Genomic DNA, 24970 nt, shown 5'->3' on the forward strand with positions numbered 1-24970 from the left:
TGCTGCTCTGCCTCAATTCTTGTCTTGTGCTGCGCTTTCTAAAGCCGCTAGGCGCAGCCGTACGGCATTGGCGTGCGCTTCTAAGCTCTCTGCCTCGGCCAGCGTAACAATCGCCGGGCCAATATTGCGCATGCCGGTTGCCGACAAGCGCTGCACTGTGTAGCGGCGGAAAAAATCAGTTAGCGACAAACTCGACACGGTACGGCTATAGCCATAGGTTGGCAGCACATGGTTGGTGCCGCTGGCATAGTCACCGGCCGACTCCGGCGTCCACTGACCAACAAAGATGCTGGCGGCGCTGGTAAATTGCGCGGTTAAGGCTTCGGCATTGGCGGTTTGCACAATTAAGTGCTCCGGCGCATAGGCATTGGTCACGGCCACTGCCGTGGCCTGATCCGGCGTTAAAATAGCGCGGCTGTGCGCCAGTGCCTTGGCGGCAATCTCTTTACGTGGTAAGGCCGCCAGCTGTGCTGAGAGCTGCAACTCAACCTGATCGATCAGGCTCTGGCTATCGCTGACTAAAATGACCTGTGAATCCGGGCCATGTTCGGCTTGCGATAACAAGTCGGCGGCAATAAAGGCCGGATTGGCCAGCGCATCGGCCAGCACCAGTACTTCAGACGGGCCGGCAGGCATATCAATCATTGCACCACGCGGATCCTGACTTACCTGCTGCTTGGCTTCTGTCACATAACGATTGCCGGGGCCATAGATTTTATCGACCTTGGCAATGGTCTCAGTGCCATAGGCCAGCGCGGCGATCGCCTGGGCGCCGCCGATAGTATAGATCTCGGTAATACCACAGAGGTTAGCGGCATAGATAATTTCTGGTGCAATATCCGTCGCGGCCGGTTTGCCCGGCGGAGTGACCAGCACCGCACGCGGACAAGCCGCTAATTGTGCCGGTACGCCAAGCATCAGTACCGTGGAAGGCAGCGGTGCGCTGCCGCCGGGAATATAGAGGCCAACACTTTGGATCGGCTGATTCTTTAGCTCGCAAATGACGCCGGCGCTGGTTTCAACTTCGATATCGCGCGGCAGCTGGGCGGCGTGAAACTTGCGGATATTGTCATAGGCCAGTTCAATTGCAGCTTTGCGCTCCGGACTCAGCTGACTTAACAGCCGTTGTTGTGCTTCGAGGCTTAATTGCAGCGGATTATTATCCAGTTTGTCAAAGCTGGCACTGTACGCCCGTAAGGCGGCATCACCTTCGCTTTGTACCTTAGCAATAATCTCGCGCACCTGGGGTGCCAGGGCTGCGGCATCCGGCAGCGCCGGGCGGGCTAATGCCTGTTGTTGTGCAGAAGAGTCTAACGTGGCCCAATCGATACGCTGCATGATGTTACTCCATCATCTTCTCAATCGGCAGCACCAGAATAGAGCTGGCGCCAAGTGCTTTTAACTGCTCCATGGTTTCCCAGAACAGGGTTTCGCTACTGACCACGTGAATGGCGACCACATCGTTATTCCCCGCCAGCGGTAACAGTGTTGGGTTTTCGGCGCCAGGTAACAGTGCAATCACTTCATCTAAGCGGGAGCGTGGTGCGTGCAGCATAATGTACTTGCTTTCATTTGCCTGCATCACGCCCTGAATGCGTGGCATCAGTTTTCTAATCAGTTTTAGCTGACCGGCATCTGTCAGACCTTTGCGCTGAATCAATACCGCTTTGCTGCGGTAAATCACTTCGGCCTCTTTTAAACCATTGGCTTCCAGCGTGGCGCCGGTAGAGACCAGGTCACAGATCGCATCGGCCAGGCCAGCACGCGGTGCCACTTCTACTGAGCCGGTGAGCATCACGATGCGGGCATTGACGCCTTGTTGTTTTAAAAAGCGTGCCAGTAAGCGCGGGTAAGTAGTGGCAATCGTTTTGCCATCGAGGCTTTGTACACCCTGGTAGTTTTCTTCCTGTGGTACTGCAATCGATAAGCGGCAGCCGCCAAAATCCAGTCGTGCCAGCACTTCATAGTCGAAGTTTTCCTGATCTAACTGACGCTGCAGCGACACTTCTTCCAAGACGTTTTCGCCGATAATACCCAGATCACAGACGCCATCCATCACTAAGCCCGGAATATCGTCATCGCGCACCCGCAGAATATCAATCGGCATATTTTCGACATGGGCAATTAGGCGCTGTTCACGTAAGTTAATTTTTAAGCCACAGCTGCTAAACAAGGCTTGCGAGTCCACGGACAGCCGCCCGGATTTTTGCATCGCGATACGTAAACGTTTACTTTCAATGGCCGGACTCATAAGTCACTCCTGATAGTCGAAAAATAAAAAACCTGAAAACAAAAAACCCCGTGGCACTGGCCTGCGGGGTTTGATATGACAGTATCCACCGGAGGCCTTAGCAATAGCCCTCCGCCTAAGCCGGAAGGCTAGGTGCTATGATGATGGTGCAGTGATACAGTGAACAGTGTCATGGGTTAATCCTGTACGTTAGATGCTATACAAGTTACTCCTGGCAAGCCTTGGTTGCAACTATTATTTTCAGTGGCAAATACGGCAATTTTTTTTAATTTGTTTATTAATCAGTGATTTGTATTTTTTCGGCTTGTTTCGCATTAAAGTTTATCAGTGTTTAAAGTTCAAGACTGGCAACTAATTGCCTGTTTTGTGGTCAGGTTGTATAGGTAATATTGCTGATTAAAGTTTAGGCTAATGCAGTCGATAACAGTATGGTATTGCAACTTAACACTTTACGGCGGCCACCTTTTTAACACAGGCAGGAGGAATGATGGACGTTTTTATGCCCTTTATTCAACGCACCCCGGGAACCCCTGTCGAACAGGATCCACGGCAGGTGCTGCCTGTGTTTAAAGAAGCCCGGCTGGAGCCGCTAAAACGCAATGAGCAAAAGTTTTTAATTCTGCGCCGCTTTGCCAAAAAAGCGCAGTCAGATGACTTTCCGCCAGCACCCTACACCACGCCAGAGGAAGAGCAGCACGTCGATAAAGATGGCCATGTAGATATTTTTATCTGATTTTCGGCGCTGACAAGGCATAATAGCCGGCAATTGCTTTGTATTTTGCTTCTTTCTTCGTCTGGTTGAAGCCTTATTACTATTCTGGAGCTGCTGTGCTGCGTTATTGTGATGCCGTTACCCGAGGTACTGATGTCGGCTAAGGTCAAACATGCCTTTGCCGAACAGGGCACCCTGGCAAAACAGATCCCGGGCTTTAAGCCGCGTGCGGCGCAGCTGGAGATGGCACAGGCCATAGCAGAAAGTATCTCGGCCAATGGTGTTTTGGTGGTGGAAGCGGGTACCGGTACCGGTAAAACTTACGCCTATCTGGTGCCGGCACTACTGTCCGGTAAAAAGGTGATTTTATCAACCGGCACCAAAAACCTGCAGGAGCAGCTGTACTTTCGCGATCTGCCAACGGTATTACAGGCGCTGGCCCTGCCGGTAAAGACTGCGCTGTTAAAAGGGCGCGCAAATTATTTATGTCTGTTTCGCTTAGAGCAGCATTATCAACATATCCCCAGTGCTGATCCTGAGCTGATTAATGACCTAAGCCTGATCAAAAAATGGGCCGCGGAAACGCAAAGCGGTGATATCGGTGAGCTCAGTTATATCGCCGAAGACTCGCGGGCGCTGCCTTATGTCACCAGTACCACCGATAACTGCCTGGGTAAAGACTGCCCGGTGTATGAAGACTGCCATCTGCTAAAAGCGCGCAAAGAGGCACAGGCAGCTGATCTGGTGGTAGTCAATCATCATTTATTTTTTGCCGATCTGGCGCTGAAAGATACCGGCTTTGGTGAGCTGTTACCTGACATGGAAGTGGTGATCTTCGACGAAGCGCATCAGATCCCGGATATCGCCAGCGATTATTTTGGTGAGCATTTCTCCAGCCGGGTGTTGCTGGATCTGTGTAAAGACTTAGAGCAAATCGGCAAAACCGAACTGAAAGATCTGATCCAGCTGAGTAAAGCCGCCGATAAACTCTCCAGCCTGACCCGCGACTGGCGGTTGCAGTTTGCTGCCGATCCGGCGCGTGGCAACTGGCGGCAGGCCTATCAGCAAACTAGCATGCAAACGGCAGTGATCCGTATTAATGATGCGCTGGAGATGCTGTATCAGATTGTAAAAAGCAGTCTTGGACGCAGTCAGGCGCTGGATAACTGCTATGAGCGGCTGGCGCAGCTGAAAAGTCAGTTACCGAAGTTGCTGCAAACCGAACAAAGCGGCGTCAGTCTGTGGTTTGAAACCAGCCGCTTGCACGTGACGCTGCATTTAACGCCGCTGAGTATTGCCGATAAATTTCAAAAACTGGTATTTGCCGCTGAACGCAGCTGGATCTTCACCTCGGCCACGCTGTCAGTAGATGAAGGCTTTGCTCATTATCAACAGCAAATGGGCCTAGACGGTGCCCGTACGCTGTTGCTGGAAAGCCCTTTTGACTATGCGCAGCAGGCACTGCTCTGTGTGCCACGGTTTTTACCCGAGCCACATGAGCCGGCGATGGCGCATGCTTTGCTCAGTTTAGCTGTTCAGCTGATCCAGGCGAATAACGGCCGCTGTTTCTTTCTGTTTACCAGCCATCGTATGCTGCAGTGGATGGCGGGCGCCTTGCCAGAGCAGATCCGCCAGCCGGTGCTGGTGCAGGGCAGTACCGGTAAACGTTTGCTGCTGGAGCAGTTTGTGCAGCTGGAAAATGCGGTGTTATTGGGTACCGGCAGTTTCTGGGAAGGGGTGGATGTCCGGGGCGATACCTTAAGCTGTGTCATTATCGACAAGCTGCCCTTCGCTTCGCCGGACGATCCCTTGCTGCAGGCACGCAGTGAAGACTGTACAATGCGCGGCAAAGATCCGTTCGCCGAGGTACAGTTACCCCAGGCGGTGATTACGTTAAAGCAGGGCGTCGGGCGGCTAATTCGCGATGTCAGCGACCGCGGTGTGCTGGTGATCTGTGATAACCGGCTGGTGACTAAGCCCTATGGCGCTACGTTTTTAAAGAGCCTGCCACCGATGCGCCGCAGCCGCGATCTGGCTGAGGCCTGTCAGTTTTTACATGCTATGCAACAGGATAAATGATGAAGTTTTTAGCCCTGGATACCTCTACCGAAGCCTGCTCAGTCGCTTTAGCTCTGGATGGCCAGATCTTAGCGCTGGATGAAGTTTGCCCGCAGCAACACAGCAAACGCATTTTACCGATGGTACAGCAGCTGTTAGCTGATACTGGCATCAGCCTTCATCAGTTAGACGGTATTATCTTTGGTCGTGGCCCCGGCAGTTTTACCGGTGTCAGGATTGGCGTGTCCGTTGCCCAGGGCCTGGCTTTTGGCGCAGATTTGCCGGTATTTGGGGTGTCAACCCTGGCTGCGATGGCACAGGCGGCGGCAGTACAGCAAAACGCCACAGAGGTGATTGCCGCTATTGATGCCAGAATGGCGGAAGTGTATATCGCAGCTTATGCGTTAGATGAAGCAGGGTTAATGCAAGCTATAACGCCGGAAATCGCGGCTAAGCCGGCCGCTTTACCTGAGGTTTTGACCTCACTGTCTTTTACCTCTCAGGTGTTGGGGGTGGGTACCGGTTGGCAAACTTATCCGCAGGCACTGCAGCAGCTGGCGCCAGCGCTAATTGCTGATTCGATTCTGTACCCGTCAGCGCAGTTTATGTTGCCCTTTGCCAGCCGAGCCTGGCAGCAACAGTTATTTGTCAGCGCCGAACAGGCCGAACCGGTCTACGTACGTGATGAAGTCACCTGGCAAAAACTCCCCGGCCGCTAACTTAGCTACACGTCTCCGGTACCGGTAAGACCTCCTTCCGGTACCGGAGTGCAGTGGATAACAATATATTTTCTGCGTTTACTGCGTGCTAATTTGAATACTTACTGTTGTATATTTAGCCCATTTACCCGTCATGCGTTCTTTAAAGGGCAGTTTACTGCGTTCAATTTGCTCCAATAGGAACTGTTGGTAGGATTGATTATCACCGTAGCGGATAACGGCAACATGCACTGTGCTGGGGGCATCTTCACTGAATTTACTTTCAATTCCGTAGTCGCTTGGCACGACCTCATCCGGATAGTTTCCTTGTAGCGGACCAAGAAAAGATTGAAAGTACTGAGTGCCATCAGTGAGCCTTGTCTGTGCATAAAAATAAAAGGTGTTAAAGCCCTGTACGCTACCTAAATTGTAGTTAGTGTGCGAAGCAAGCAGATCCTGACTTAAGAACTTTTCCAGCGCCTGATGAGCATCATTAAAAGGAACCGTGAGTGCTAAGGTACTTGTTTGTGGCAGTGAGAGGTTATTTCGTTGCGAAACTGAATGCCAGATAGTACCGTCACTGGTGCTTTGGAATTTATTCTCAGCAGCTCGAATTGTTACAAAGTCAATGCCGTCGAGTTGGTTAAATAAATAGACTTCGTTACCGTTAACTCGCGAGCGTGCGTTAAAGCTACCAGTTTCTGTGTAATGCAACTCCGTTAGGCTCGCGTTACCGCTGTTCAAGGTTACCGGGATAACCGCGACACCCTGATTCAGTGCTATGGCAATCTCCGTTGCAGGAGAGTATTGCCTGATGCTGCCTGCCGCTGCATTCATGCCGCCGCTATTTGCAACGGCAGTAAGTAATGGCCAGTTGCCATTCGGTGCTCGGCAAAGTCTGACTTGCTCAAAAAGTACCTCGTTAAACGCAATCTGATTTTTCCGTTGTTCTGCGCTCTGATACCCGGTTAATTGCACTGAGGCTGAATTCAGCTCACCTATTGGCGATGACACACGCACATCAGCCAGTTGGCACTCGCAGCCTTCAGCCGTTTGTCCTGGAATATAAAACTTACCTAAGTCACGAATAGGATGCTGTGCCATTGAGCTGACATTGAAGGCTTTTGCTGCGTTATTAAAAGTGATAACACTGACGTTTGCCGTCGAGCTATTGCTAATGGTCGCCGAAATTCTCCCTGCAGAATCGGCTTTGTGACGGCTTAATACACGCCAGTTTTGGTCATGGACTAGCAATTCAGCATGAGTTGCAACCCGTTCTGTGCCGCACTCTGTTTGTTGTACCACTACTGCTTGGAAGGTTTGGGTGGTGCCTCCACTGCCGGTTGGTGGTGCTGGATTGCTGTTATCATCGCTGCCACCGCCACAAGCCGATAAGCAAGTCGCTGCTACTATGCTGCATAAAACACGGGTGTAATTCATTTGTCATCCTTATACGCTTTTGTTAATTCCAATTTTTAGAGCGATGCTCTGGCACTAATATCTAAATTAGCACATATTATCACCTAAATGACCGAACAACAGAAAGACTAATGGGGTTACTAAATGCCCCTTTAGAGGGATGCAGGGTCAGGTCTTGCTTTTTGCCGTTCGGTAATAATTTGCAACGTGAACAATAGAAAGTTGACATTAGCGCCTAATAATTGCCTATAATTAGGCCAGTTATTACTATGTAGCGGCTTATATGAGCATTAACGCCAGCAATAATATCAATGCCAGCAGTTTGCTGAACCCGGCGACGAATCGTCCACAGCCGGTGCGGCAAACTACGCCTGAGCGCCAAGCTACAGAGGCGCAAAGCACGCAGCAAGCGGCAGGGATCCGTGTTGAACGGGCAGTGATTGAGCGTTTGGATAATGAACGTGAGGCCGAGCGCAATCGGCAAAACTTTCGCGATAGCAGCGAACCCCGTAATGAACGGGCGATAGCCGCCTACCAAAGCCTGCAAAATGAACAGCGCCGCAGTGAAGTACAGGCGATGCTGGGTGTTGACCTCTACGCCTAACTTTTGTCTTCTGACTAATTTTTGAAATAGCCATCAATATCCATTTCTTGATGTGGTACGCCGATTACATCAATACAACGGCCACTAATGAGATAAAAAATTATATGCTGACCTTGTGGAAAACTGTAAAAGCCATCAGCAATTTCCGGGCGGGCTTTACCTAGATGCGGGTTGGCCGCTAGCCAGGCAAAGCGTTGCTCAAGTTGTTTTAGATAGAGGTTACGCTGAGCACGCCCCCATGATGCTTCGGTGTAGCGGGCGATGTTAATTAAATCTTCTTTGGCTCGTGGCGTAACCCGGTACAATGCCGACTTGGTTTGGCTCATCCGGCGCTGGCATCCAATTCCGCAATTAGCTGGTCGACGCTAAAGTCCTCAACAAACTGTCCCTCTCTGGCTTGCAAGGCACCCTGAGCTAAATGTGCACGTAAGGCTTCAAGTTTTGCCTTACGTTCTTCAAGCGTTCTCAATGCATCACGCACCACTTCACTGGCCGAACCGTAGCGACCGGTTGCAATTTCCTTCCTGATAAAGGTTTCCCAATGCTCGCCCAAACTCAAACTTGTCGTTGCCATATAAGGCCTCTTATATTCATAAGTGATAATAATGAATATAATCTTGAAGTGTGTAAATGACAAGCAGCCTGGCTATTTTCAATTGTTTTGCGTCATAGCCCCACTGAACTGTTCGCTATACTTTACGTATAAGCTCCAACTGAAATGGAGTATTTATGACCTCAACGATTTTAATTACCGGTGCCAGCTCTGGCATTGGCCGCGAAACCGCACTGCATTATGCCCGTAATGGCTGGACGGTTTATGCGGTGGCGCGCTCTGCAGATAAGTTAGCAGAACTTTCAGCCGAGGCGCCGCAGCGGATTGTGCCGGTAAGTCTGGATCTGACAGACAGCTCAGCCTTAACCAGCTGGTTCGCCAAGCTGCCGACTGAGCTGCGGTTCGATGTGGTGCTGCTTAACGCCGGTAACTGCGAATATGTAGAGGCGACTAACCTTGATATCAGCGCTTTTGAGCGGACCTTTGCGCTCAATGTGCTGGCTGTGGTGCGGGCGGTAAAAGAGGCACTGCCACGGCTTAGCGCCGGCAGTACCCTAGCCATCGTCAGTTCGATGGCGCATTTCTTCCCCTTTACCCGGGCTGAAGCTTATGGCGCCAGCAAAGCCGCAATTAGCTATTTCGCCGATAGCTTACGGGTCGATTTAGGTGAAACCGGGATTAAGATCTGCCTGATTGAACCGGGTTTTATCGATACGCCACTTACCCAAAAAAATGACTTTGCGATGCCGTTTTTAATGCCGGTCGCTCAGGCCGCGGAGCGCATTTACGCGGGTATCGCAGCCGGCAAACCGCGGCTGCGCTTTCCAAGGCGCTTAAGCCTGATGCTCAAGCTGTTAAGCGCTTTGCCTTATGGCCTGCGGATTAAATTGGCGAACCGGATGAAACAACAATGAGCGCCGCCGTGTCTAAGCTTAACTGGCGGGCTATTATCGGCTTTGAGCTGTGCTGGTTTTTGCTGGTGTATTTCCAGCAGCTGGCATTCTGGCCGGTACTGGCGTACCTGCTTTATGGCTTGTGGCGTCTTGTTGGCACGCGGCGACGGCTGGCTGTTGTGATTATTGCGCTACTGGGTATCGCGCTTGACTCAGCGCTAATCCAGCTGGATATTTTAAGTTTTGCCCTGCGCGACAGCCTGCCACTGTGGTTCTGGTTACTGTGGGGCATCTTTGCGCTGGCGGTGGTGGAGCTGTTGGCCGATTTTTTACAAAAGCCCTGGTTAGCTTTTGTATTGGGGGCAGCCGGCGGGCCTTTATCCTATATCGGCGGCGCCGCCTTGAGTGGCGGTGTGCTTAGCTTCCCGGCAGGCTACCTTTCTTATGGAGTATTAGCGTTGATTTGGGGCGGTCTCGCCGTCCTTTATGGTCAAAGCAGGAGGTTTTATGTTTAGAGTATCAGCATTTGCATTATTGCTGGGACTGGCAATGCCGGCTGCGGCCTTACCGGATCTCACTACAGTAGGCGAGGGTAGCTATCGCTACTTATTCTGGCAGCTATACGATGCGCGGCTGGCGACGGTCGATGGCCGTTTTGTCGATTACCAGCAAAGTACCCCCTTGCTGTTGGAGCTCACTTATAAGCGCAAAATCAGCCGCGATCAGTTTATTAAAGCCACCGTCGATGAGTGGAAAAAATTGGGGCAAAGCAGCGCTGAGCAGCAGCAACAGTGGGCCGAGCAGTTAAAAAACTTATGGCGGGATGTAAACAAGGGAGACAGCCTTGGCGCTGTATTATTAGCGGATAATAGCGTGGAGTTCTATTTGAACGGCCAGAGCACTGGTGTGTTGGCCGATCCAGATTTTGGGCCGGCATTTTTTAATATCTGGCTCCACCAGAACACCAGCGCGCCCGAATTACGGGCGCAGCTAATTGCCGGCGAGTAAGACTTACTCGCTGGCTTTAGGGGTTTGATTGGTACTGATATAGCGGATCAGCTGTTTGGCGATATCGGTATTATCCATAAAGCCGCGGAAAGCCTCGCTGTATTTACCATAGGCCATTACCGGCACATCGGCGCCGGTGTGGCCGCCGGTGGTCCAGCCGGTATAGGAATACTTGGCAACCAGTCTGACCGCAACGTCACGTAGATCTTTTTGTTCTTTACCACGAGCGGCCAGCAACTGCTGTTGTTCTTCATCGGTAATATTAACACCGGTCAAGGCTTGCCAACGTGCCAGCGCTGCCTGTTCGCTGTCTGCCGCATTCATTTCATCGGCAATCCGGCGGCCGGTTGCTTTAACACCGCGCACCACCTCGGGTAACCATAGATATTTACCATCGGCACCCAGAGACATACCACCCGTCTCATGATCTGCAGTAATGACTAACAAGGTATCCGGGTTAGCATCTACGTAGGCTTTTGCCACGGCTACCGCCTTGGCAAAGTCGTGCATTTCGGCCATAGCGCAGGCGATATCATTATCATGACCACACCAATCGATTTGGCTGCCTTCAACCATTAATACAAAGCCTTTCTCGGCCGGGCTTAATAGTTCTAACGCTTTTTGCGTCAGGGTGGCGAGTTGACTGGGATGTTCTGAATTTAATGCAGCCGGCAGACCGATTTGATCCAGCAGCGCCAGCGCTGGCTTAGTGGTCAGCTGGTTTAGATCCTGCCAGTTATCGGCATACTGATAGCCTTGCTGTTTAAATTCAGCAACCAGATTGCGGTCATCACGAATAAAGTACGAGGTGCCGCCACCTAAAATCACATCGGCCACTGGTTGGCCATTAATCCGGTAATCCAGGTACATATCAGCAATAGCTTCGTAATTACGACGATGTACGTTATGGGCAACAAAGGCCGCTGGTGTGGCATGGTTCACCTGCGAACTGGCGACGATACCATTGGCTTTGCCTAAGCGCTTGGCCAGCTGCATCATGGTGCCAATCGGAATATGCTGGCGGTTTACTGAAATCGCGCCATTAAAGCTTTTTACACCGGTCGCCAGCGCGGTGGCACCTGCTGCAGAGTCGGTAACCAGGGTGTCATCGTCAGGATAGGTACTGGAGGCGCCAACCAGTAGTTGATCAAAAATCGTCTGCTGTACCGGCCGCTCGCCTTGGTTCAGGTAATAACGATAGGCGGTTAAATAGGCCGGGCCCATGCCATCACCAATCATATAAATAATATTTTTTGGCGCAGCGACAGCGGGTAAGGCCAGGAAACAACTTACAGTTAACAGCAAACGAAAATGCATTAGATAACCTTTTTGCAAACAGGGAGGGAACCTGTAACAGTGTAAGAGATCCAAGCTATTGAACCAAGCGCCTTGCGGTCAAGCGGCAAAAAACCGTGTTTTGCTGGACTTTTAGGCAAAAGCAACGCTATCTTAAATTCAGCTGGTCTGCGTTGCAGACTCACTGAAGTCTCTAAAAGGTTGTAGTGATGAAAAAAACAATAACAAGCATCCTCACCGCTTGCTGTCTCTTAGCCACTACTACAGTGGTCCAGGCTGAGCCATGGCGAGCCCGTTTAACTGAACTGGCAGAAGATCCGGCACGTGGTGCGGCAAATCTGCATCGCAATCAGTATCGTAATCCGGTAGAGACGTTACTGTTTTTTGGTATTGAGCCACAGATGTCGGTACTAGAGCTTTGGCCAGTGCGCGGCTGGTATACCGAGATCCTGGCGCCCTTTGTCAAAGAGCAGGGGCAACTGACGATTGCAACCTTCCGGCAGGATCTGGGTAACAGAGCCGATGCCAAGATGCAATTCTGGGCCAGACTCAGTAGCAGACTTGAGCAACGGATTGACGAACAAAGCGAACACTTTGGACCTGTGCGCCGCATTGTGCTCGACCCACCGCAGCTGTTGCCTGCGCCTGCGGACGGACAATTTGATATGGTTTTAAGTTTTCGTAATGTGCATATCTGGAACCAGGAGGGGCATTTACTGGCGACCCTGGAGCAATTATATCGGGTGTTAAAACCCGGTGGTATTTTGGGGATGGTGGAACACAGAGCCGCTAAAGTTACTGAGCTAACCAGTGTCGCCAGTGAAGGCTACACCGACGAAGCCTATTTAATAGCCGTGGCGGAGCGGGTTGGGTTTCAGCTGGTGGCTAGCAGCGAGATTAATGCCAATCCGCGCGATACTAAAAACCATCCGAAAGGGGTTTATACTCTGCCACCAACTCTGGCGCTTGGACTTGAGCAGCGCGATTACTATCTGAGTATTGGTGAAAGTGATCGCATGACTCTGAAATTTATTAAACCGGAGCAGCCAGAAGCGGGCCACTGATTGTGTGTTGCCGGCTTTTATGGGATGATTAAGCTAGAGTAAAAGCTCCAAAGCTGTACAACAATAAAGTCGCCGGATGTCCCGTTCAGTCGGGCTCCAGGCAGGCACGGTATAACAATTATTAAGGAGTAGACGGTGGATAGAGTCTGGTTAAAGCGTTACCCCTCAGGTGTACCGGCGGAAATTAATGCCGATCATTATTCATCCTTGTTAGATATTTTTGAGCAGAGCATTGCCAAATTCGCTGACAAAGTTGCCTTTGTTAATATGGGCAAGAGCATCACCTATCGTGAATTAGATCGGCAAAGCCAGGCTTTTGCTGCCTATCTGCAACACGAGCTGGGCCTGAAAAAAGGCGATGCCGTGGCCATTATGATGCCCAACTTGCTACAATACCCGGTAGCATTAATGGGTGTGCTGCGTGCCGGTTGCAGCGTGGTAAACGTCAATCCGCTTTACACACCACGTGAGCTGCAACACCAGTTAACTGATTCCAAAGCCCGCGCCATTGTTATCGTTGAAAACTTTGCCCATACCCTGATGGCCGTGGAAAAGAACATCCAGGTTGAGCATGTTATTCTGACAAAGATGGGCGATATGCTGGGCGCTGTTAAGGGCACCCTGGTCAATCTGGTGGTAAAACACCTGAAAAAACTGATCCCGGCCTACCAGCTGCAAAAATTTGTGCCCTTTAAGCAGGTGCTGCAACGCGGCGCTGTTTTAAGCTGGCAAAAGCCAGTAATGAGTGGTGCAGATATTGCCTTTTTGCAGTATACCGGCGGCACTACCGGTGTTTCTAAAGGCGCTATGCTTACTCACCGCAATATGGTGGCAAACCTGGAGCAGGCCAGTGGCTTTCTCGATAAATTCCTCGATGAAGGCAAAGAAAATGTGGTTACTGCCTTACCGCTGTATCATATCTTTGCGCTGACGGCGAACTTCTTTGTTTTCTTTAAGCACGGTGGCACTAACCTGCTAATTACCAATCCGCGTGATATGCCCAACTTTGTCAAAGAACTGGCTAAGTTTCCCTTTACTGCTATTACCGGGGTAAACACTCTGTTTAATGGTCTGCTAAATACTCCGGGCTTTGCTGAGCTGGATTTTAGCCGGCTGAAGCTGTCGTTAGGCGGTGGTATGGCAGTGCAAAGACCGGTAGCAGAGCGCTGGAAAAAAGTCACCAAAACCCGACTGCTGGAAGGCTATGGCCTGACCGAGTGTTGTCCACTGGTAACCTTAAGCCCCTTTGATCTGGATGATTTTAATGGCAGTATCGGCCTGCCGGCACCTTCAACCGATATCCGGTTGGTGGACGAAAACGGCAACGATGTACCTCAGGGTGAAGCCGGTGAGATGATTGTACAAGGGCCACAGGTGATGCTGGGCTATCTGAATCGGCCGGAAGAAACGGCCAAAACCATCAAAGACGGCTGGTTATACACAGGTGATATCGCCACTATGGACGCCGATGGCTTCTTCTATATCGTGGATCGCAAGAAAGATATGATTCTGGTCTCGGGCTTTAACGTGTTCCCGAACGAAATTGAAGAAGTGGTTGCAATGAGTGAAAAGGTACTCGAAGTTGCAGCTGTCGGGGTACCCAACGAGACGACCGGTGAAGCGGTAAAAGTTTTTGTGGTGAAAAAAGACCCGTCATTAACCGAGCAGGAAGTGATTGCGCACTGTAAGCAACATTTAACCGGCTATAAGGTACCAAAGCTGGTAGAATTCCGCACTGAACTGCCAAAAACCAACGTAGGTAAGATCCTACGCCGCGAACTTCGCGGATAATAAAAAAAGCCGGCAGCCGCCGGCTTTTTTGTTTTAGAGAGCACAAGATGTCGTTACTTAGCACCAATCAGGCACTGGCGGAGTTTTGTCAGCAGGCCCTACAACAACCCTTGCTGGCACTGGACACCGAGTTTATCCGGCAAAGTACGCTGTATCCGAAGCTGGGGCTGATCCAGCTTTACGACGGGCAGCAGCTAGCACTGGTCGACCCACTGTGTATCACCGATTGGCAGCCATTACAGCAGTTATTAGCCGCGCCTGATGTGACTAAGATCCTGCACTCCTGTACTGAAGATTTGGAAGCGTTGGCGACGATCGGCATTCAGAGTATTCAGCCGTTATTCGATACCCAGCTGGCGGCAGAGATCCTGGGCTGGGGCGGTAGCATGGGTTATGCGCGCTTAGTTGAGCAACTGACCGGCGCTATGCTGGATAAAAGCGAATCCCGTACCGACTGGCTAGCCAGGCCGCTGGCGCAGAAGCAGCTGGACTATGCCGCCAATGACGTCAAGTTTCTATTGCCGGTGTACCAGAAATTGCTGCAGGAGCTTGGTGCAGGGCAAAAATTGACCCTGTTACTGGCCGAAGGGCAGCAATTACTGGCCCGGCGTCAGCAGCAACTGCCTGCCGAGTTCAAATACCTGGAGATTAAAAACAGCAGTCAGCTTAACAGTCGTGAGCTGGCGATTTTGCGTGAGCTGGTTAGTTGGCGCTATCAATATGCCAGCGCAAAAGATTTGGCGCTGGGGCTGGTGGTAAAGGATGCGCAGCTATTTGAATTAGCTAAACGCAAACCTGGCTCGGTTGAAAGCCTGTTGAATATTCCGGGGATGTTGGCCAAGGATCTGCGCCGCCACGCGAAAATTTTGATCGAGCTGATTCAAACGGCAAAGCAGTTGCCCGCCGAGCAATGTCCGCAACGCTTTTATCATCTGCAAAGTTTCTCCGGTGAAAAAGTGGTGCTGGCGGAAATTGGTCAGGCAGTAAAGGATGCTGCCGCAGCCGCTGATATTCCGGCGTCTTTTCTGGCAACACGGCGTCAGTTACACGAGTATTTTAACTGGTGCTGGCGCGTTAGTGATGCCGAGCGCACCCTGCTGCCTCTGCCGGAGTTCCTTAGCAGCTGGCGTCAAGCGCTGCTGCAAAGCCATTTGCGGCTACCTGCTCATGTTAATGGGACAGCCGCTACGTAATTTTAACCTTTTTAGATCAGATTATTTTTTTCAATAAACCATTCAGTTTTTTGCGCCGGGCAAAGTTGATCCTGCGTTTTTTTGCCGGCGTAAGTTTTCCTCGCAACTATTAACTGAAGGGTTAGAACAATGAAAAAAGTCATCTCACTCTCAGTCGCCGCTGCAATTCTGGCGACTCTAAGTGCTTGTAACAGCAGCAGCGATCCAGTAGTGGTACCACCTCCGCCGCCACCACCACCACCACCGGTTGTAGTCGATGCCACCTTGCGGGTTATCCATGCGTCATTTGATGCGCCTGATGTGAATATCCTGGTGGGCGGCGAACCCGTTGTACAGGGTTTGGCCTATGGTCAGAGTTCAGATAATTTTGAACTCGCTCCGGCAACTTACAATGTTGCGGTACAGGCTATTTTACCCGGTAACGAGACTGCAACGGTGATAGGCCCGGTAGATCTGGCTTTAGCTGAGGCAACCAATTACAAGGTTTTTGCTGTTGGCTTGGTTGCGGATGAAACGCTGGAGCCGCTTATCGTCACCTCTGATGTGAAGGACTTAGCTGCAGGAAATGTTCGGCTGCAAGTGGTGCATGCGGCATCAGCTGCACCCACAGTTGATATTCATGTCACAGCGCCTGATGCTGCTTTATCGACGGCGTTGGCAACTCTGGATTTTAAAGACGCCACTAATGCTCTGGATGTTCCTGCCGGTAATTATCGCGTTCGTATTACGCTTCCTGGTGAAAATACAGTGGTCTTTGATTCTGGTCCACTTGAACTGGCGGGTGGTACCGATCTGGTTGTAGCTGCAATCAATAACAGATTTTCAGGTGCCTCACCTGTATCCCTGTTGGCTGTCACACCAAATGGTGACGAAATCGATATTAAAGATGTGGATACCACTGCTTCAGTAAGAGTGGTGCATAACGTATCAGATGCACCTGCCGTAGATATCATTGTCAACGACGAGTTGAAGCTAGTAGAAGCGCTGGCATTTCCTGATTTCACGGATTATGTCGGTGTTGCGCCTGATACTTACAATGTTAAGGTAGCTGCCGCTGCGGACAACAGTATCGTCGTAATTAACGAAGATCTGGAGTTGGAGGCAGGTGCCTTCTACAGCGTATTGGCGGTTGGTGCTTTGGGCGAGAACAGCATTGAACCTCTGGTGCTGGCGGATACGCCGCGTCGCATTGCTACCGAAGCCCAGGTTCGGATTGTACACGGTTCAACTCTGGCGGGCGCAGTAGATATCTATGTTACTGCAACTAACGATATCTCAGAAGCGACCCCAGCATTTAGTAATGTGCCATTCAAAGCTGAAACCGGTTATGTGTCTCTGAACGCCGGTGAGTATGTCGTAACCGTAACGCCGACTGGTACTAAAACTGCAGCCATCGGTCCGATAGCGCTCAATCTTGATGCAAACAAAATCTACACCGCTATCGCCCGGGATGGTGAAGGCCTGACAGCAGATGTTGGGTTAATTTTGATGGACGACTTCGTCACTCAGGATTAACGCTGGCGCTTTGCCACAACAGCTGGCTATGCCAGCTGTTGTCTTTTTCGCAATCAAAAACAAAGCCGCGTATAATCCGCCATCTAACTGGCGGAGTAGCTATGGCGTTAACACGAGAACAGCGATTAGGTGGCGCCTTTGCCGCCAGCGCTTATACCCTGTGGGGCATAGCCCCGCTGTATTTTAAACAAATTGATTTTATTCCGGCACCGGAAATTCTGATCCACCGTATTGTCTGGGCTTTTCTGCTATTGCTGTTGATCCTGTTACTGTTAAAGCAGGGGCGTGACACGCTGGCAGTCTTTGCCAAGCCTAAGCTGGTGGCCTGGTTACTGCTGTCATCTGTGCTGCTTGGCGGCAACTGGGGGCTCTTTATCTGGGCTGTCAATAACAACCATATGTTAGACGCCAGTCTCGGCTACTATATTAATCCTTTGCTGAATGTATTGCTCGGCATGCTGTTTTTAGGCGAGCGTTTACGTAAGCTGCAGTGGTTGGCGGTGGTTCTGGCATCGCTTGGTGTACTGTGGCAAATCATTGGTTATGGTGCTGTCCCCTGGATAGCCTTGGCGCTGGCCAGCTCCTTCGCTGTTTATGGTTTACTCAGAAAGAAGCTGGCAGTGGATGCGATTAAAGGGCTCTTTGTCGAATCCTTATTATTGTTGCCGTTAGCGCTCTGGTATTGGTGGGCTTATGCCGAGAGTCCGGCCGCTAATTTGCTGGCTAATAGTGCCGGCCTAAACCTTTATCTGGTCGCTGCCGGCCTGGTCACAACGGTGCCGCTGCTGTGCTTTATCGCTGCTGCCCGGCGCCTACAGTTATCTACTATGGGCTTTTTTCAGTATATCGGGCCAACCCTGATGTTTGTCTTTGGTGTCTGGTTATACCGGGAGCCCTTTGCAGTGGAGCGACTATTTACCTTTGGTCTGATCTGGCTGGCACTGCTCTGCTACAGCCTGGATGCCTGGCGGCATAATGTCAGAAAACGGGCATAAAAAAAGCCAGCTTAACGCTGGCTTTATCGGACCAGGTACGGTTAACGGCTGGTTTTCAGCTCGGTATTAAATACAATACCGTGCTGTTCAATACCAAAACCAAAACCCAGCTGCATATTGCTGTCCATCATCCGCTTCAGCTCATCTGGTACCGGTTGGCCGGACATTGCTGCCGCATCAGACAGGGCGCTGAAAAACTGCTTATAGTCGGCGCCTACAGCCATAATGCCATTCTTGGTCAGTTTTTCGCTGGCCAGCTGAGTGGCCTGAGCCTTAGCTTTATCCCCAACATACAACATCAGATGATTGGCACTGGCTTTTAAGCGCAGATCCAAACCCAGCATAGCAGCTGGCGGGAATACCTCGCTGACGGAAATTTCTTCACCTGCAGCCGGTAACTGGATACCTGCTAACATTGGCGCCATCGCGATAGCATTCGCTGCCAGCGTTTGCGGATTATCAGCAGAAACCGTGACCAATGCATCGGCCTGATTTGGCTGACCGGTCGCCGGATCCAGACTAAAACCGTTAATAGTGACTGAGAACCCCTGTAAACCGTTGGCGGCCATCCCGGCCATCGCCAGCATCATCAGTGGGTTTTGTGCTTTCATCTGTTCCTGCACGGCAACCAGTGGCTCACAGCTGACAGATAAATCCGTCATACCTGCCCAGATCTTGCTGACGGACGGGGTTAACTGGCTGATTTCGGTTCCCAGTGCCAGATAGAACATCGAGCTGTGCACCTTGCCATTCAGAGCTGCAGGGATAAAGCCCTGTAAGCCTTGTAAGCCTTCTAACGCGACCTTGCTGCTGGTTGGCAGCAGCATCTTGCTGCGGATATGGAACTGGCCGTTAGCCTGGGTCACCAGCTCGCTGTCCATCACCATACCAGGCCAGGTTTGGGCGAGCATCTGCATATCTGTGCGGCAAGCCGGGGTTTGCCAGCTTTGCAAAGCTTCTGGCATTTCACCGTTAAAGGTCAGTTGCAGATCACGCGCCAGTTGGTTACCGTCAGTAGTGGTCAGCGCCAATGCCAGCTGTTCGGTGCTCAAAAAACCCAGACCATCGGTTTTCAGTTGATACTGCTTAACATAGTTTTCCAGTTTGCCACTGTTCGCCAGATTTTTCGCCGGCTGTTCCAGTGCCAGACTTTGCAGGCGGTGTGAGTCTGATAGCGCATGGTGGTGCAGGGCAATGGTCGCCCAGCCACGTTCTGTACTGACCAGTAATTCAAAACCCTCTGGCGCGTCGTCAGGGCGGTAACGGCGGAAGCTATGGCCGTTCAGACTGGCGTCCTGATAGCTCAGACCGCTGCGTTGCCCCAGATTATCCAAAAAGCTTAAAAAAGCCTGTTCATTGGCCAGTTCCAGCCGAACCACCGGTGCTGCACCAACCAGATAGAATAAGGAGCGCGATGCATTGGCAATACCGGTTTCGCGTTCAAACTGCTCCGGGCTGCCCAGCGCATTAATAAAGCCTTCAAACAACGCCAGCGCAAACTGACCGGCGGCCGGGGCCTGTTGTTGTAACACTGCTAAACCCTGTTGCAGGTCTTCGCCACTCAGGTAGTCCGGTGTAATGCCAACGGTAGCCAGATAACTGACCATATCCAGCGCTTTAAACTGGCCGGAAAACAGCACCGTATCAGCCGGTACATAGGCCAGCTCGGCATGAAAAGCCTGGCTGTCCTGTTTACTCAGAAAATAATAACCGGCGGCGCCGGCGGCAACCACGGCGGCGGCAATCAGGGTCTTACGCATTGTCTGCTCCTTTGACAGATAAAAAGTGAAAAGCGCCTGTTAGCGCTTTTCGTCAGGGAAGGTGATGTTTAATTCCAGTACAGATAACTCATCACCACGTTGCTCCAGTGATACCGCGACCTGGTCGGCCGGAATATCCACATATTTGCGGATCACTTCCAGAATGTCGCGCTCCAGCTGGGGCAGGTAATCCGGCCCGGAGCGTCTTTTCCGCTCATGGGCCACAATAATTTGCAGGCGCTCTTTGGCAGTGCTGGCGGTATTTTTTTTAGTTGAACGAAAATAATCCAGTAACGACATCAGTTAGCCTCCAAACAACCTTTTAATAAATCCTTTTTTCTCCACCGTCAGAAAACGGAATGGCACTGCTTCACCCAGCAGACGTTTTACCGTGTCCAGATAGGCCTGGCCGGCGTCACTTTCTTCATCCAGAATAACTGGCTGGCCTGAGTTCGAGGCATTTAGCACCGCTTGCGACTCTGGAATCACGCCCACCAGCTCAATAGCCAGAATTTCTTTCACGTCTTCGACACTGAGCATTTCGCCTTTTAGCACCCGCTCCGGGTTATAACGGGTCAGCAGTAAATGCTCTTTAATCCCTTCCAGGCCTTGTTCAGCGCGGCGGGATTTGCTCGACAGCATCCCCAGGATGCGGTCTGAATCACGTACTGAAGACACTTCAGGGTTGGTGACAACCACGGCTTCATCGGCAAAATACAGTGCCATCATGGCGCCAGATTCGATACCGGCCGGTGAGTCACAGATAATAAAATCAAATTCAGCAGACAGCTCATTTAACACCCGCTCTACGCCTTCTTTGGTCAGGGCGTCTTTATCGCGGGTTTGCGAGGCCGGCAGGATAAACAGGTTGTCGACCCGCTTATCTTTAATCAGTGTTTGTTTCAAATTGGCTTCGCCATTAATCACATTAACGAAGTCGTAGACCACGCGGCGTTCACAGCCCATGATCAGGTCCAGATTCCGTAAGCCGATATCAAAATCGACAATTACAGTTTTTTTGCCGGCTAACGCCAGGCCCGTACCAATAGCGGCACTGGAGGTGGTTTTACCGACACCACCCTTGCCAGAGGTAACCACAATAATTTTTGCCATAGTGACTTTCCTTACACTAATTCTGAAATGACTAAACTTTCGCCCTGCCAGCGGATGCAGGCCGGTTTACCCCAAAACTCGCCTTGCAGACTATGGCTTAACCAGTAATTTCCGGCTATTGAGACCAATTCGGCCTGCATGTTGTAACAGTAAATGCGTTTGCTGCTGTCGCCACTGGCACCGGCAATGGCTTTGCCACGCAGCGAACCATAAATATGAATATTGCCATCGGCAATCACTTCTGCGCCGGCGCCAACGGCACCCTTAATAATTAAATCGGCGCCCTTGGCATAGATTTGCTGACCGGAGCGAACATTCTGCTCGACAATCTTGCTATCCATTGCCTGGTGTTGTACCACCACCTGTGCCGGTGCTGAACGCTCTGGCGTGGTGCTCTGTGGTGCGGGCTCTACCGCTTTAGCAGTATTGCTCTTGCCGGCCTGCAATACCGCTAAACCGGCTTGCTGGGCAGCCACTTTTTGTGCGGCATTGGCACCTGTTACCCCGACCAGTACCAGCTTTAACTCGGTAAATAACTGTTTTAGTGCGATAAAGTCAGGATTGCTGTCGTTATCTTGCAGGTTAATAACAATGGGTGCCTGGTAAAAGAATGCTGGCGCCTGCGCCAGTTTAGCCGTTAACAGGGATTGCAGACTGCTGATGCTAAGATCGGAGCAATGTAACACGGATAAAGGGAATAAACTGCCCTTTAATTCTAAGGAGTGTTCAGACATAAAAGTTCAGCGCTTTTACTATTATTATTACTGCTGTCGCAGCGAGAATTTTTCTGCGTCCGACAAGCTCTGTCGTTACGCTTGATCTGCGGTTCATGTTATAGTCTTGCCATCTGTTAGGCAAGTTGATGAAGTAGTTTTATTCTATGTTATGTGCGGTATATCGCAGCCCACGAAAAGAGGGCACCTACCTGTATATTGAAAAGCGGGACGACTTTAGCCAGGTACCCGCCCCCTTACTGGACACGTTCGGGCAACCGCAGCTGGTGACAGTGTTAAATCTGGCCAAACGGGAACATTTAGCCCTCGCCGATATTCAAAAGGTGAAAGCGGCGCTGCAGCAGCAAGGCTTTTACCTGCAATTACCCCCACCAGTAGCTAATCTGCTGGATGAGCATCGTGCGGCTTTGCAGCAAACGACGCTCAGCAACAAGGAGTCAGAATGAAAAAGAAGCTTATTGCCAGCCTGCTGCTGGCAGCCGGTTGGTTCAATGGTCAGAGTTTGGCCGAAGAAGCAAAACCGGATTTTCAAAGCTATACCGCAGCCCTGAAAGCCGAAGCGCAGAGCCGCGGCTATGATCAGGCGTTGCTGGAAGCCGTGTTTAGCAGCCTGCAATTTCATGAGCGGGTGGTCAGCGCTGACCGCAGCCAACCGGAAGTAGTCGAAACGCTGGATACCTATTTGCCGAAGCGGGTCAGTGAAACCCGGATCCGCATGGCGCGCGAACGTTATCAGCAATATCAGCCACAGCTGGAAGAAATTGGTAAGCGCTACGGCGTGCAACCGCGCTTTATCGTAGCGTTATGGGGCCTGGAGAGTAGCTTTGGTCGCATTCAGGGCAACTATTCGATCCCCTCGGCGCTGGCAACGCTAGCCTATGAAGGCCGGCGTGAAGCCTTTTTCCGCACTGAGTTTTTCCATGCTCTGGATATTTTAGCGCAGGGGCACATTGAACTCGATAATATGAAAGGTTCCTGGGCCGGCGCCATGGGGCAAAGCCAGTTTATGCCAAGCTCCTTTCTCGCCTATGCCCAGGATGGTGACGGTGATGGTAAAAAAGATATCTGGACTAACGAGCTGGATGTATTTGCCTCTATTGCCTATTACCTGAAACGCCAGGGCTGGAATAACAGCCTGACCTGGGGCCGCGAAGTAACATTGCCGGCCGGCTTTGACGCCGCTCATGCGATTCAGCGTGGTAGCCTGGCGCGTAATGAGTGGTTAAGCCGCTGGGACGCTTCAGCCCGTAGTATGGCCGACTGGCACAAGCTGGGGGTACGGCGCTTAAATGGTGAAGCGCTGCCGCAACGCGAAATCAACGCTGCTCTGGTGTTACCGGATGGCCCGAAAGGCCGTGCCTTCCTGGCGTATGATAACTATAAAAGCCTGATGCACTGGAACCGCTCTTACTATTTTGTCACCAGTGTTGGTTATCTGGCAGATCTTATTGTGGCGGAGCAAAGTTAATGTACCAGCATCAGGATTGGCAGGGGCAGGCGCTTGAGCTGCCGCTGGGTAAGGTTGTTTGTATCGGGCAAAACTACCAGGATCATATTGCCGAAATGCAAAGTAAAACGGCGCCCGAAGCGCTGTTTTTTATCAAACCGGCCACCTCGCTGGTGCCGCTGGCGCCGGCTTTTAGCATCCCAGCCGATCGCGGTGAGGTGCATAATGAGCTGGAGCTGGCGGTATTGATCGCCAAACCGTTGAAAAATGCCGGCTTTGCTGAGGTTACTGAGGCCATCTGGGGCTATGGGCTGGCATTGGACCTGACGCTACGCGACGTGCAGGGGCGTTTAAAACAACTGGGGCGGCCCTGGGAAATTGCTAAAGGTTTTGATGGCGCCTGTCCGATGTCACCGCTGGTGCCCAAAGCACAAGTACAACATCCGCAACAGCTGGATTTTAGCTTGCTGGTGAATGGTGAGCTGCGCCAGCAGGGTAACAGTGCCAATATGATCCGCGGTATTACCCAACTGATCAGTGAAATGAGTCAGCACTTTACCCTGCTACCCGGCGATCTGGTGCTGACTGGCACGCCGGCTGGCGTTGGTCCTTTGCAGGCTGGCGATAAGCTAAGTGTGATCCTGGCCGATCTGCTGAAAATAGATAGCCGGGTTGAGGTATAAATGAGCCTGACCGAACGCTTCTGGGAGCAAAAAAGCCTAGGCGAGATGAACGACGCTGAGTGGGAAGCCTTATGTGATGGCTGCGCCAAATGCTGTCTGAACAAGTTTATTGATGATGACGAGGAAGAAGGCCCGACCGCTGAGCTAAAACAAGGTGAAGAGGTGGTTTTTACCAATATCGCCTGCCGCTATCTGAATAGCCATAAATGCGAATGTACCCAATATAGTCTTCGTACTGTGTTGGTGCCGGATTGCATTAAGCTGACCAAAGACAATCTGAAAGACATCTTCTTTATGCCCAACAGCTGTGCCTATCGGCGCTTACATGAAGGGCGTGGTTTGCCGTCCTGGCATCCGCTATTAAACGGCGGCAAGAAAAGCCTGATGCATAAAAAACAAATGTCGGTACGCAACAAAACCATCTCAGAGGATATGGTGGATCTGGATGATTTTGAAGACTATATCGTTAGTTGGCCGTTAAATGATCTGGATTAAATGATGAGTGTGGAACAATCGATCATTGCTGACAGTGAGATCCTGAAACAACTCAGCGGTTATATGAGCCCAATGATGGTGCAGTTAGGTTTGTCACTGCTAGCGGTACTGGCTTATATCATCGTCAGTCGCCGGCTGGTGCCACTGATCTATGCCTTGCTGGCCGGTGGCCGGATGCGGCCGGAGATGAATAAAAGAGCCATAGTGGTTTTCCATATCCTGCTCATGCTGTTGCTACTGGTAGTGCTAAGCATTATCTGGGGTGTGGATATCCGTGGTTTGCTGGTACTGGCCTCCTCAATTATCGCGGTAGCCGGTGTCGCCTTATTTGCGTCCTGGTCGCTGATCAGCAATGTCACTGCCTTCTTTATCCTGCTGGGGCAGAAGGACTTTGCCGAAGGCAGTAAGGTCAGGATCATTGATGGTAATAATGCACTGGAAGGCGATATTGCCGAGATCCATTTGTTTAACACCGTGCTGCGCACCAAAGAGCAGGAGCGGGTGATCTACCCGAATAACCTGATTGTATCGCGGCCGGTGGTGATTATCAGTGCGGCCCCGGCGCCGGTGCGTAAAAACATCGATGTATTGGCAAAGGCCGAACGTTGGCGTAAAAAAAATCTGCAAAGTCAGCCCGTTAATCGAATTAGCAAGTGACACTGGCAGACAAAGCCGGTAGATTTGTCGT

28 protein-coding genes are annotated in these 24970 nt (G+C 51.2%); 17 read left to right on the forward strand and 11 right to left on the reverse strand.

Annotation, left to right across the window (positions count from 1 at the left end):
* Positions 1-12: 12 nt before the first annotated feature.
* Positions 13-1338 (reverse strand): histidinol dehydrogenase, encoded by a 1326-nt coding sequence (gene hisD / locus AJE_RS14870; RefSeq protein WP_008951521.1) that lies wholly within the window; start codon positions 1336-1338, stop codon positions 13-15.
* 4 nt (positions 1339-1342) lie between these two features.
* Positions 1343-2251 (reverse strand): ATP phosphoribosyltransferase, encoded by a 909-nt coding sequence (hisG, locus tag AJE_RS14875; RefSeq protein ID WP_008951522.1) that lies wholly within the window; start codon positions 2249-2251, stop codon positions 1343-1345.
* 484 nt (positions 2252-2735) lie between these two features.
* Here hisG and AJE_RS14880 point away from each other — a divergent pair, with 484 nt between their 5' ends.
* From AJE_RS14880 to tsaB, 3 genes are all read left to right on the forward strand, one after another.
* A complete protein-coding gene (locus AJE_RS14880) occupies positions 2736-2984 on the forward strand; it encodes a hypothetical protein (RefSeq protein WP_237709369.1) in 249 nt (82 codons plus the stop codon).
* A gap of 111 nt (positions 2985-3095) precedes the next feature.
* Positions 3096-5042 carry a DNA repair helicase YoaA gene (locus AJE_RS14885; RefSeq protein WP_008951524.1) on the forward strand — a complete coding sequence of 649 codons (1947 nt, stop codon included), beginning with the start codon at positions 3096-3098 and terminating at the stop codon, positions 5040-5042.
* Entirely contained in the window at positions 5042-5740 is a 699-nt protein-coding gene (gene tsaB / locus AJE_RS14890; protein ID WP_008951525.1) for a tRNA (adenosine(37)-N6)-threonylcarbamoyltransferase complex dimerization subunit type 1 TsaB, read from the forward strand. The genes AJE_RS14885 and tsaB overlap by 1 nt, the downstream gene beginning before the upstream one ends.
* 78 nt (positions 5741-5818) lie before the next feature.
* Here tsaB and AJE_RS14895 read toward each other — a convergent pair whose 3' ends face one another.
* A complete protein-coding gene (locus tag AJE_RS14895; protein WP_008951526.1) occupies positions 5819-7159 on the reverse strand; it encodes a hypothetical protein in 1341 nt (446 codons plus the stop codon).
* Positions 7160-7421: 262 nt separating this feature from the next.
* Here AJE_RS14895 and AJE_RS14900 point away from each other — a divergent pair, with 262 nt between their 5' ends.
* A complete protein-coding gene (locus AJE_RS14900; protein ID WP_008951527.1) occupies positions 7422-7742 on the forward strand; it encodes a hypothetical protein in 321 nt (106 codons plus the stop codon).
* Positions 7743-7756: 14 nt separating this feature from the next.
* Here AJE_RS14900 and AJE_RS14905 read toward each other — a convergent pair whose 3' ends face one another.
* Together AJE_RS14905 and AJE_RS14910 are read right to left on the reverse strand one after the other, a co-directional pair.
* Entirely contained in the window at positions 7757-8068 is a 312-nt protein-coding gene (locus AJE_RS14905; RefSeq protein WP_008951528.1) for a type II toxin-antitoxin system RelE/ParE family toxin, read from the reverse strand.
* Positions 8065-8316 (reverse strand): type II toxin-antitoxin system ParD family antitoxin, encoded by a 252-nt coding sequence (locus tag AJE_RS14910; protein WP_008951529.1) that lies wholly within the window; start codon positions 8314-8316, stop codon positions 8065-8067. Before AJE_RS14910 ends, AJE_RS14905 begins: the two co-directional genes overlap by 4 nt.
* A gap of 155 nt (positions 8317-8471) precedes the next feature.
* On the opposite strand from AJE_RS14910, the gene AJE_RS14915 reads away from it, so the two are divergent.
* From AJE_RS14915 to AJE_RS14925, 3 genes are read left to right on the forward strand one after another with little or no spacing between them, the layout of a single operon-like run.
* Positions 8472-9209 (forward strand): SDR family NAD(P)-dependent oxidoreductase, encoded by a 738-nt coding sequence (locus AJE_RS14915; RefSeq protein ID WP_008951530.1) that lies wholly within the window; start codon positions 8472-8474, stop codon positions 9207-9209.
* A gap of 8 nt (positions 9210-9217) precedes the next feature.
* Complete coding sequence (locus AJE_RS14920) at positions 9218-9703, forward strand: DUF2878 domain-containing protein (RefSeq protein WP_237709370.1); 486 nt, start codon at positions 9218-9220, stop codon at positions 9701-9703.
* Positions 9696-10196, forward strand: coding sequence for a chalcone isomerase family protein (locus AJE_RS14925; RefSeq protein ID WP_008951532.1), 501 nt, complete (start codon positions 9696-9698; stop codon positions 10194-10196). The genes AJE_RS14920 and AJE_RS14925 overlap by 8 nt, the downstream gene beginning before the upstream one ends.
* Positions 10197-10199: 3 nt before the next feature.
* On the opposite strand, the gene AJE_RS14930 is transcribed toward AJE_RS14925, so the two are convergent.
* Positions 10200-11513, reverse strand: coding sequence for an alkaline phosphatase (locus AJE_RS14930; protein ID WP_008951533.1), 1314 nt, complete (start codon positions 11511-11513; stop codon positions 10200-10202).
* 188 nt (positions 11514-11701) lie between these two features.
* On the opposite strand from AJE_RS14930, the gene AJE_RS14935 reads away from it, so the two are divergent.
* From AJE_RS14935 to rnd, 3 genes are all read left to right on the forward strand, one after another.
* The gene (locus tag AJE_RS14935; protein ID WP_008951534.1) at positions 11702-12556 is read left to right on the forward strand and encodes a class I SAM-dependent methyltransferase; all 855 of its coding nucleotides are present in this window, start codon (positions 11702-11704) and stop codon (positions 12554-12556) included.
* Positions 12557-12691: 135 nt separating this feature from the next.
* Complete coding sequence (gene fadD, locus AJE_RS14940) at positions 12692-14347, forward strand: long-chain-fatty-acid--CoA ligase FadD (protein ID WP_008951535.1); 1656 nt, start codon at positions 12692-12694, stop codon at positions 14345-14347.
* Positions 14348-14394: 47 nt separating this feature from the next.
* Positions 14395-15540 (forward strand): ribonuclease D, encoded by a 1146-nt coding sequence (gene rnd / locus AJE_RS14945; protein WP_008951536.1) that lies wholly within the window; start codon positions 14395-14397, stop codon positions 15538-15540.
* Positions 15541-15551: 11 nt separating this feature from the next.
* On the opposite strand, the gene AJE_RS18825 is transcribed toward rnd, so the two are convergent.
* The gene (locus tag AJE_RS18825) at positions 15552-15803 is read right to left on the reverse strand and encodes a hypothetical protein (protein ID WP_237709371.1); all 252 of its coding nucleotides are present in this window, start codon (positions 15801-15803) and stop codon (positions 15552-15554) included.
* A gap of 37 nt (positions 15804-15840) precedes the next feature.
* Between AJE_RS18825 and AJE_RS14950 the strand changes: the two genes are divergently transcribed.
* On the forward strand, positions 15841-17055 hold the full coding sequence (locus tag AJE_RS14950; protein WP_237709372.1) for a DUF4397 domain-containing protein: 1215 nt from the start codon (positions 15841-15843) through the stop codon (positions 17053-17055).
* Between the two features lie 101 nt (positions 17056-17156).
* Positions 17157-18050 carry an EamA family transporter RarD gene (rarD, locus tag AJE_RS14955; protein WP_008951537.1) on the forward strand — a complete coding sequence of 298 codons (894 nt, stop codon included), beginning with the start codon at positions 17157-17159 and terminating at the stop codon, positions 18048-18050.
* A 41-nt stretch (positions 18051-18091) separates the two neighbouring features.
* Here rarD and AJE_RS14960 read toward each other — a convergent pair whose 3' ends face one another.
* From AJE_RS14960 to minC, 4 genes are read right to left on the reverse strand one after another with little or no spacing between them, the layout of a single operon-like run.
* On the reverse strand, positions 18092-19810 hold the full coding sequence (locus AJE_RS14960; protein WP_008951538.1) for a hypothetical protein: 1719 nt from the start codon (positions 19808-19810) through the stop codon (positions 18092-18094).
* Between the two features lie 39 nt (positions 19811-19849).
* Positions 19850-20110: a cell division topological specificity factor MinE gene (minE, locus tag AJE_RS14965; protein WP_008607670.1), complete on the reverse strand. Its 261-nt coding sequence runs from the start codon at positions 20108-20110 to the stop codon at positions 19850-19852.
* A gap of 3 nt (positions 20111-20113) precedes the next feature.
* Positions 20114-20923: a septum site-determining protein MinD gene (gene minD, locus AJE_RS14970; protein WP_008951539.1), complete on the reverse strand. Its 810-nt coding sequence runs from the start codon at positions 20921-20923 to the stop codon at positions 20114-20116.
* 11 nt (positions 20924-20934) lie between these two features.
* Positions 20935-21657 carry a septum site-determining protein MinC gene (gene minC / locus AJE_RS14975; protein ID WP_008951540.1) on the reverse strand — a complete coding sequence of 241 codons (723 nt, stop codon included), beginning with the start codon at positions 21655-21657 and terminating at the stop codon, positions 20935-20937.
* Between the two features lie 146 nt (positions 21658-21803).
* On the opposite strand from minC, the gene AJE_RS14980 reads away from it, so the two are divergent.
* From AJE_RS14980 to AJE_RS15000, 5 genes are read left to right on the forward strand one after another with little or no spacing between them, the layout of a single operon-like run.
* Entirely contained in the window at positions 21804-22103 is a 300-nt protein-coding gene (locus AJE_RS14980) for a YcgL domain-containing protein (protein ID WP_008951541.1), read from the forward strand.
* Positions 22100-23125, forward strand: coding sequence for a lytic murein transglycosylase (locus AJE_RS14985; protein ID WP_008951542.1), 1026 nt, complete (start codon positions 22100-22102; stop codon positions 23123-23125). The genes AJE_RS14980 and AJE_RS14985 overlap by 4 nt, the downstream gene beginning before the upstream one ends.
* The gene (locus AJE_RS14990; protein ID WP_008607675.1) at positions 23125-23787 is read left to right on the forward strand and encodes a fumarylacetoacetate hydrolase family protein; all 663 of its coding nucleotides are present in this window, start codon (positions 23125-23127) and stop codon (positions 23785-23787) included. Before AJE_RS14985 ends, AJE_RS14990 begins: the two co-directional genes overlap by 1 nt.
* Positions 23788-24282 (forward strand): YcgN family cysteine cluster protein, encoded by a 495-nt coding sequence (locus tag AJE_RS14995; protein ID WP_008951543.1) that lies wholly within the window; start codon positions 23788-23790, stop codon positions 24280-24282.
* Positions 24283-24939, forward strand: a complete 657-nt coding sequence (locus tag AJE_RS15000) for a mechanosensitive ion channel domain-containing protein (protein ID WP_237709373.1) — start codon at positions 24283-24285, stop codon at positions 24937-24939. It begins immediately after the preceding gene.
* The last annotated feature ends 31 nt before the right edge of the window (positions 24940-24970 follow it).

The sequence above is a fragment of the Alishewanella jeotgali KCTC 22429 genome (assembly GCF_000245735.1).
Taxonomy (GTDB): domain Bacteria; phylum Pseudomonadota; class Gammaproteobacteria; order Enterobacterales; family Alteromonadaceae; genus Alishewanella; species Alishewanella jeotgali.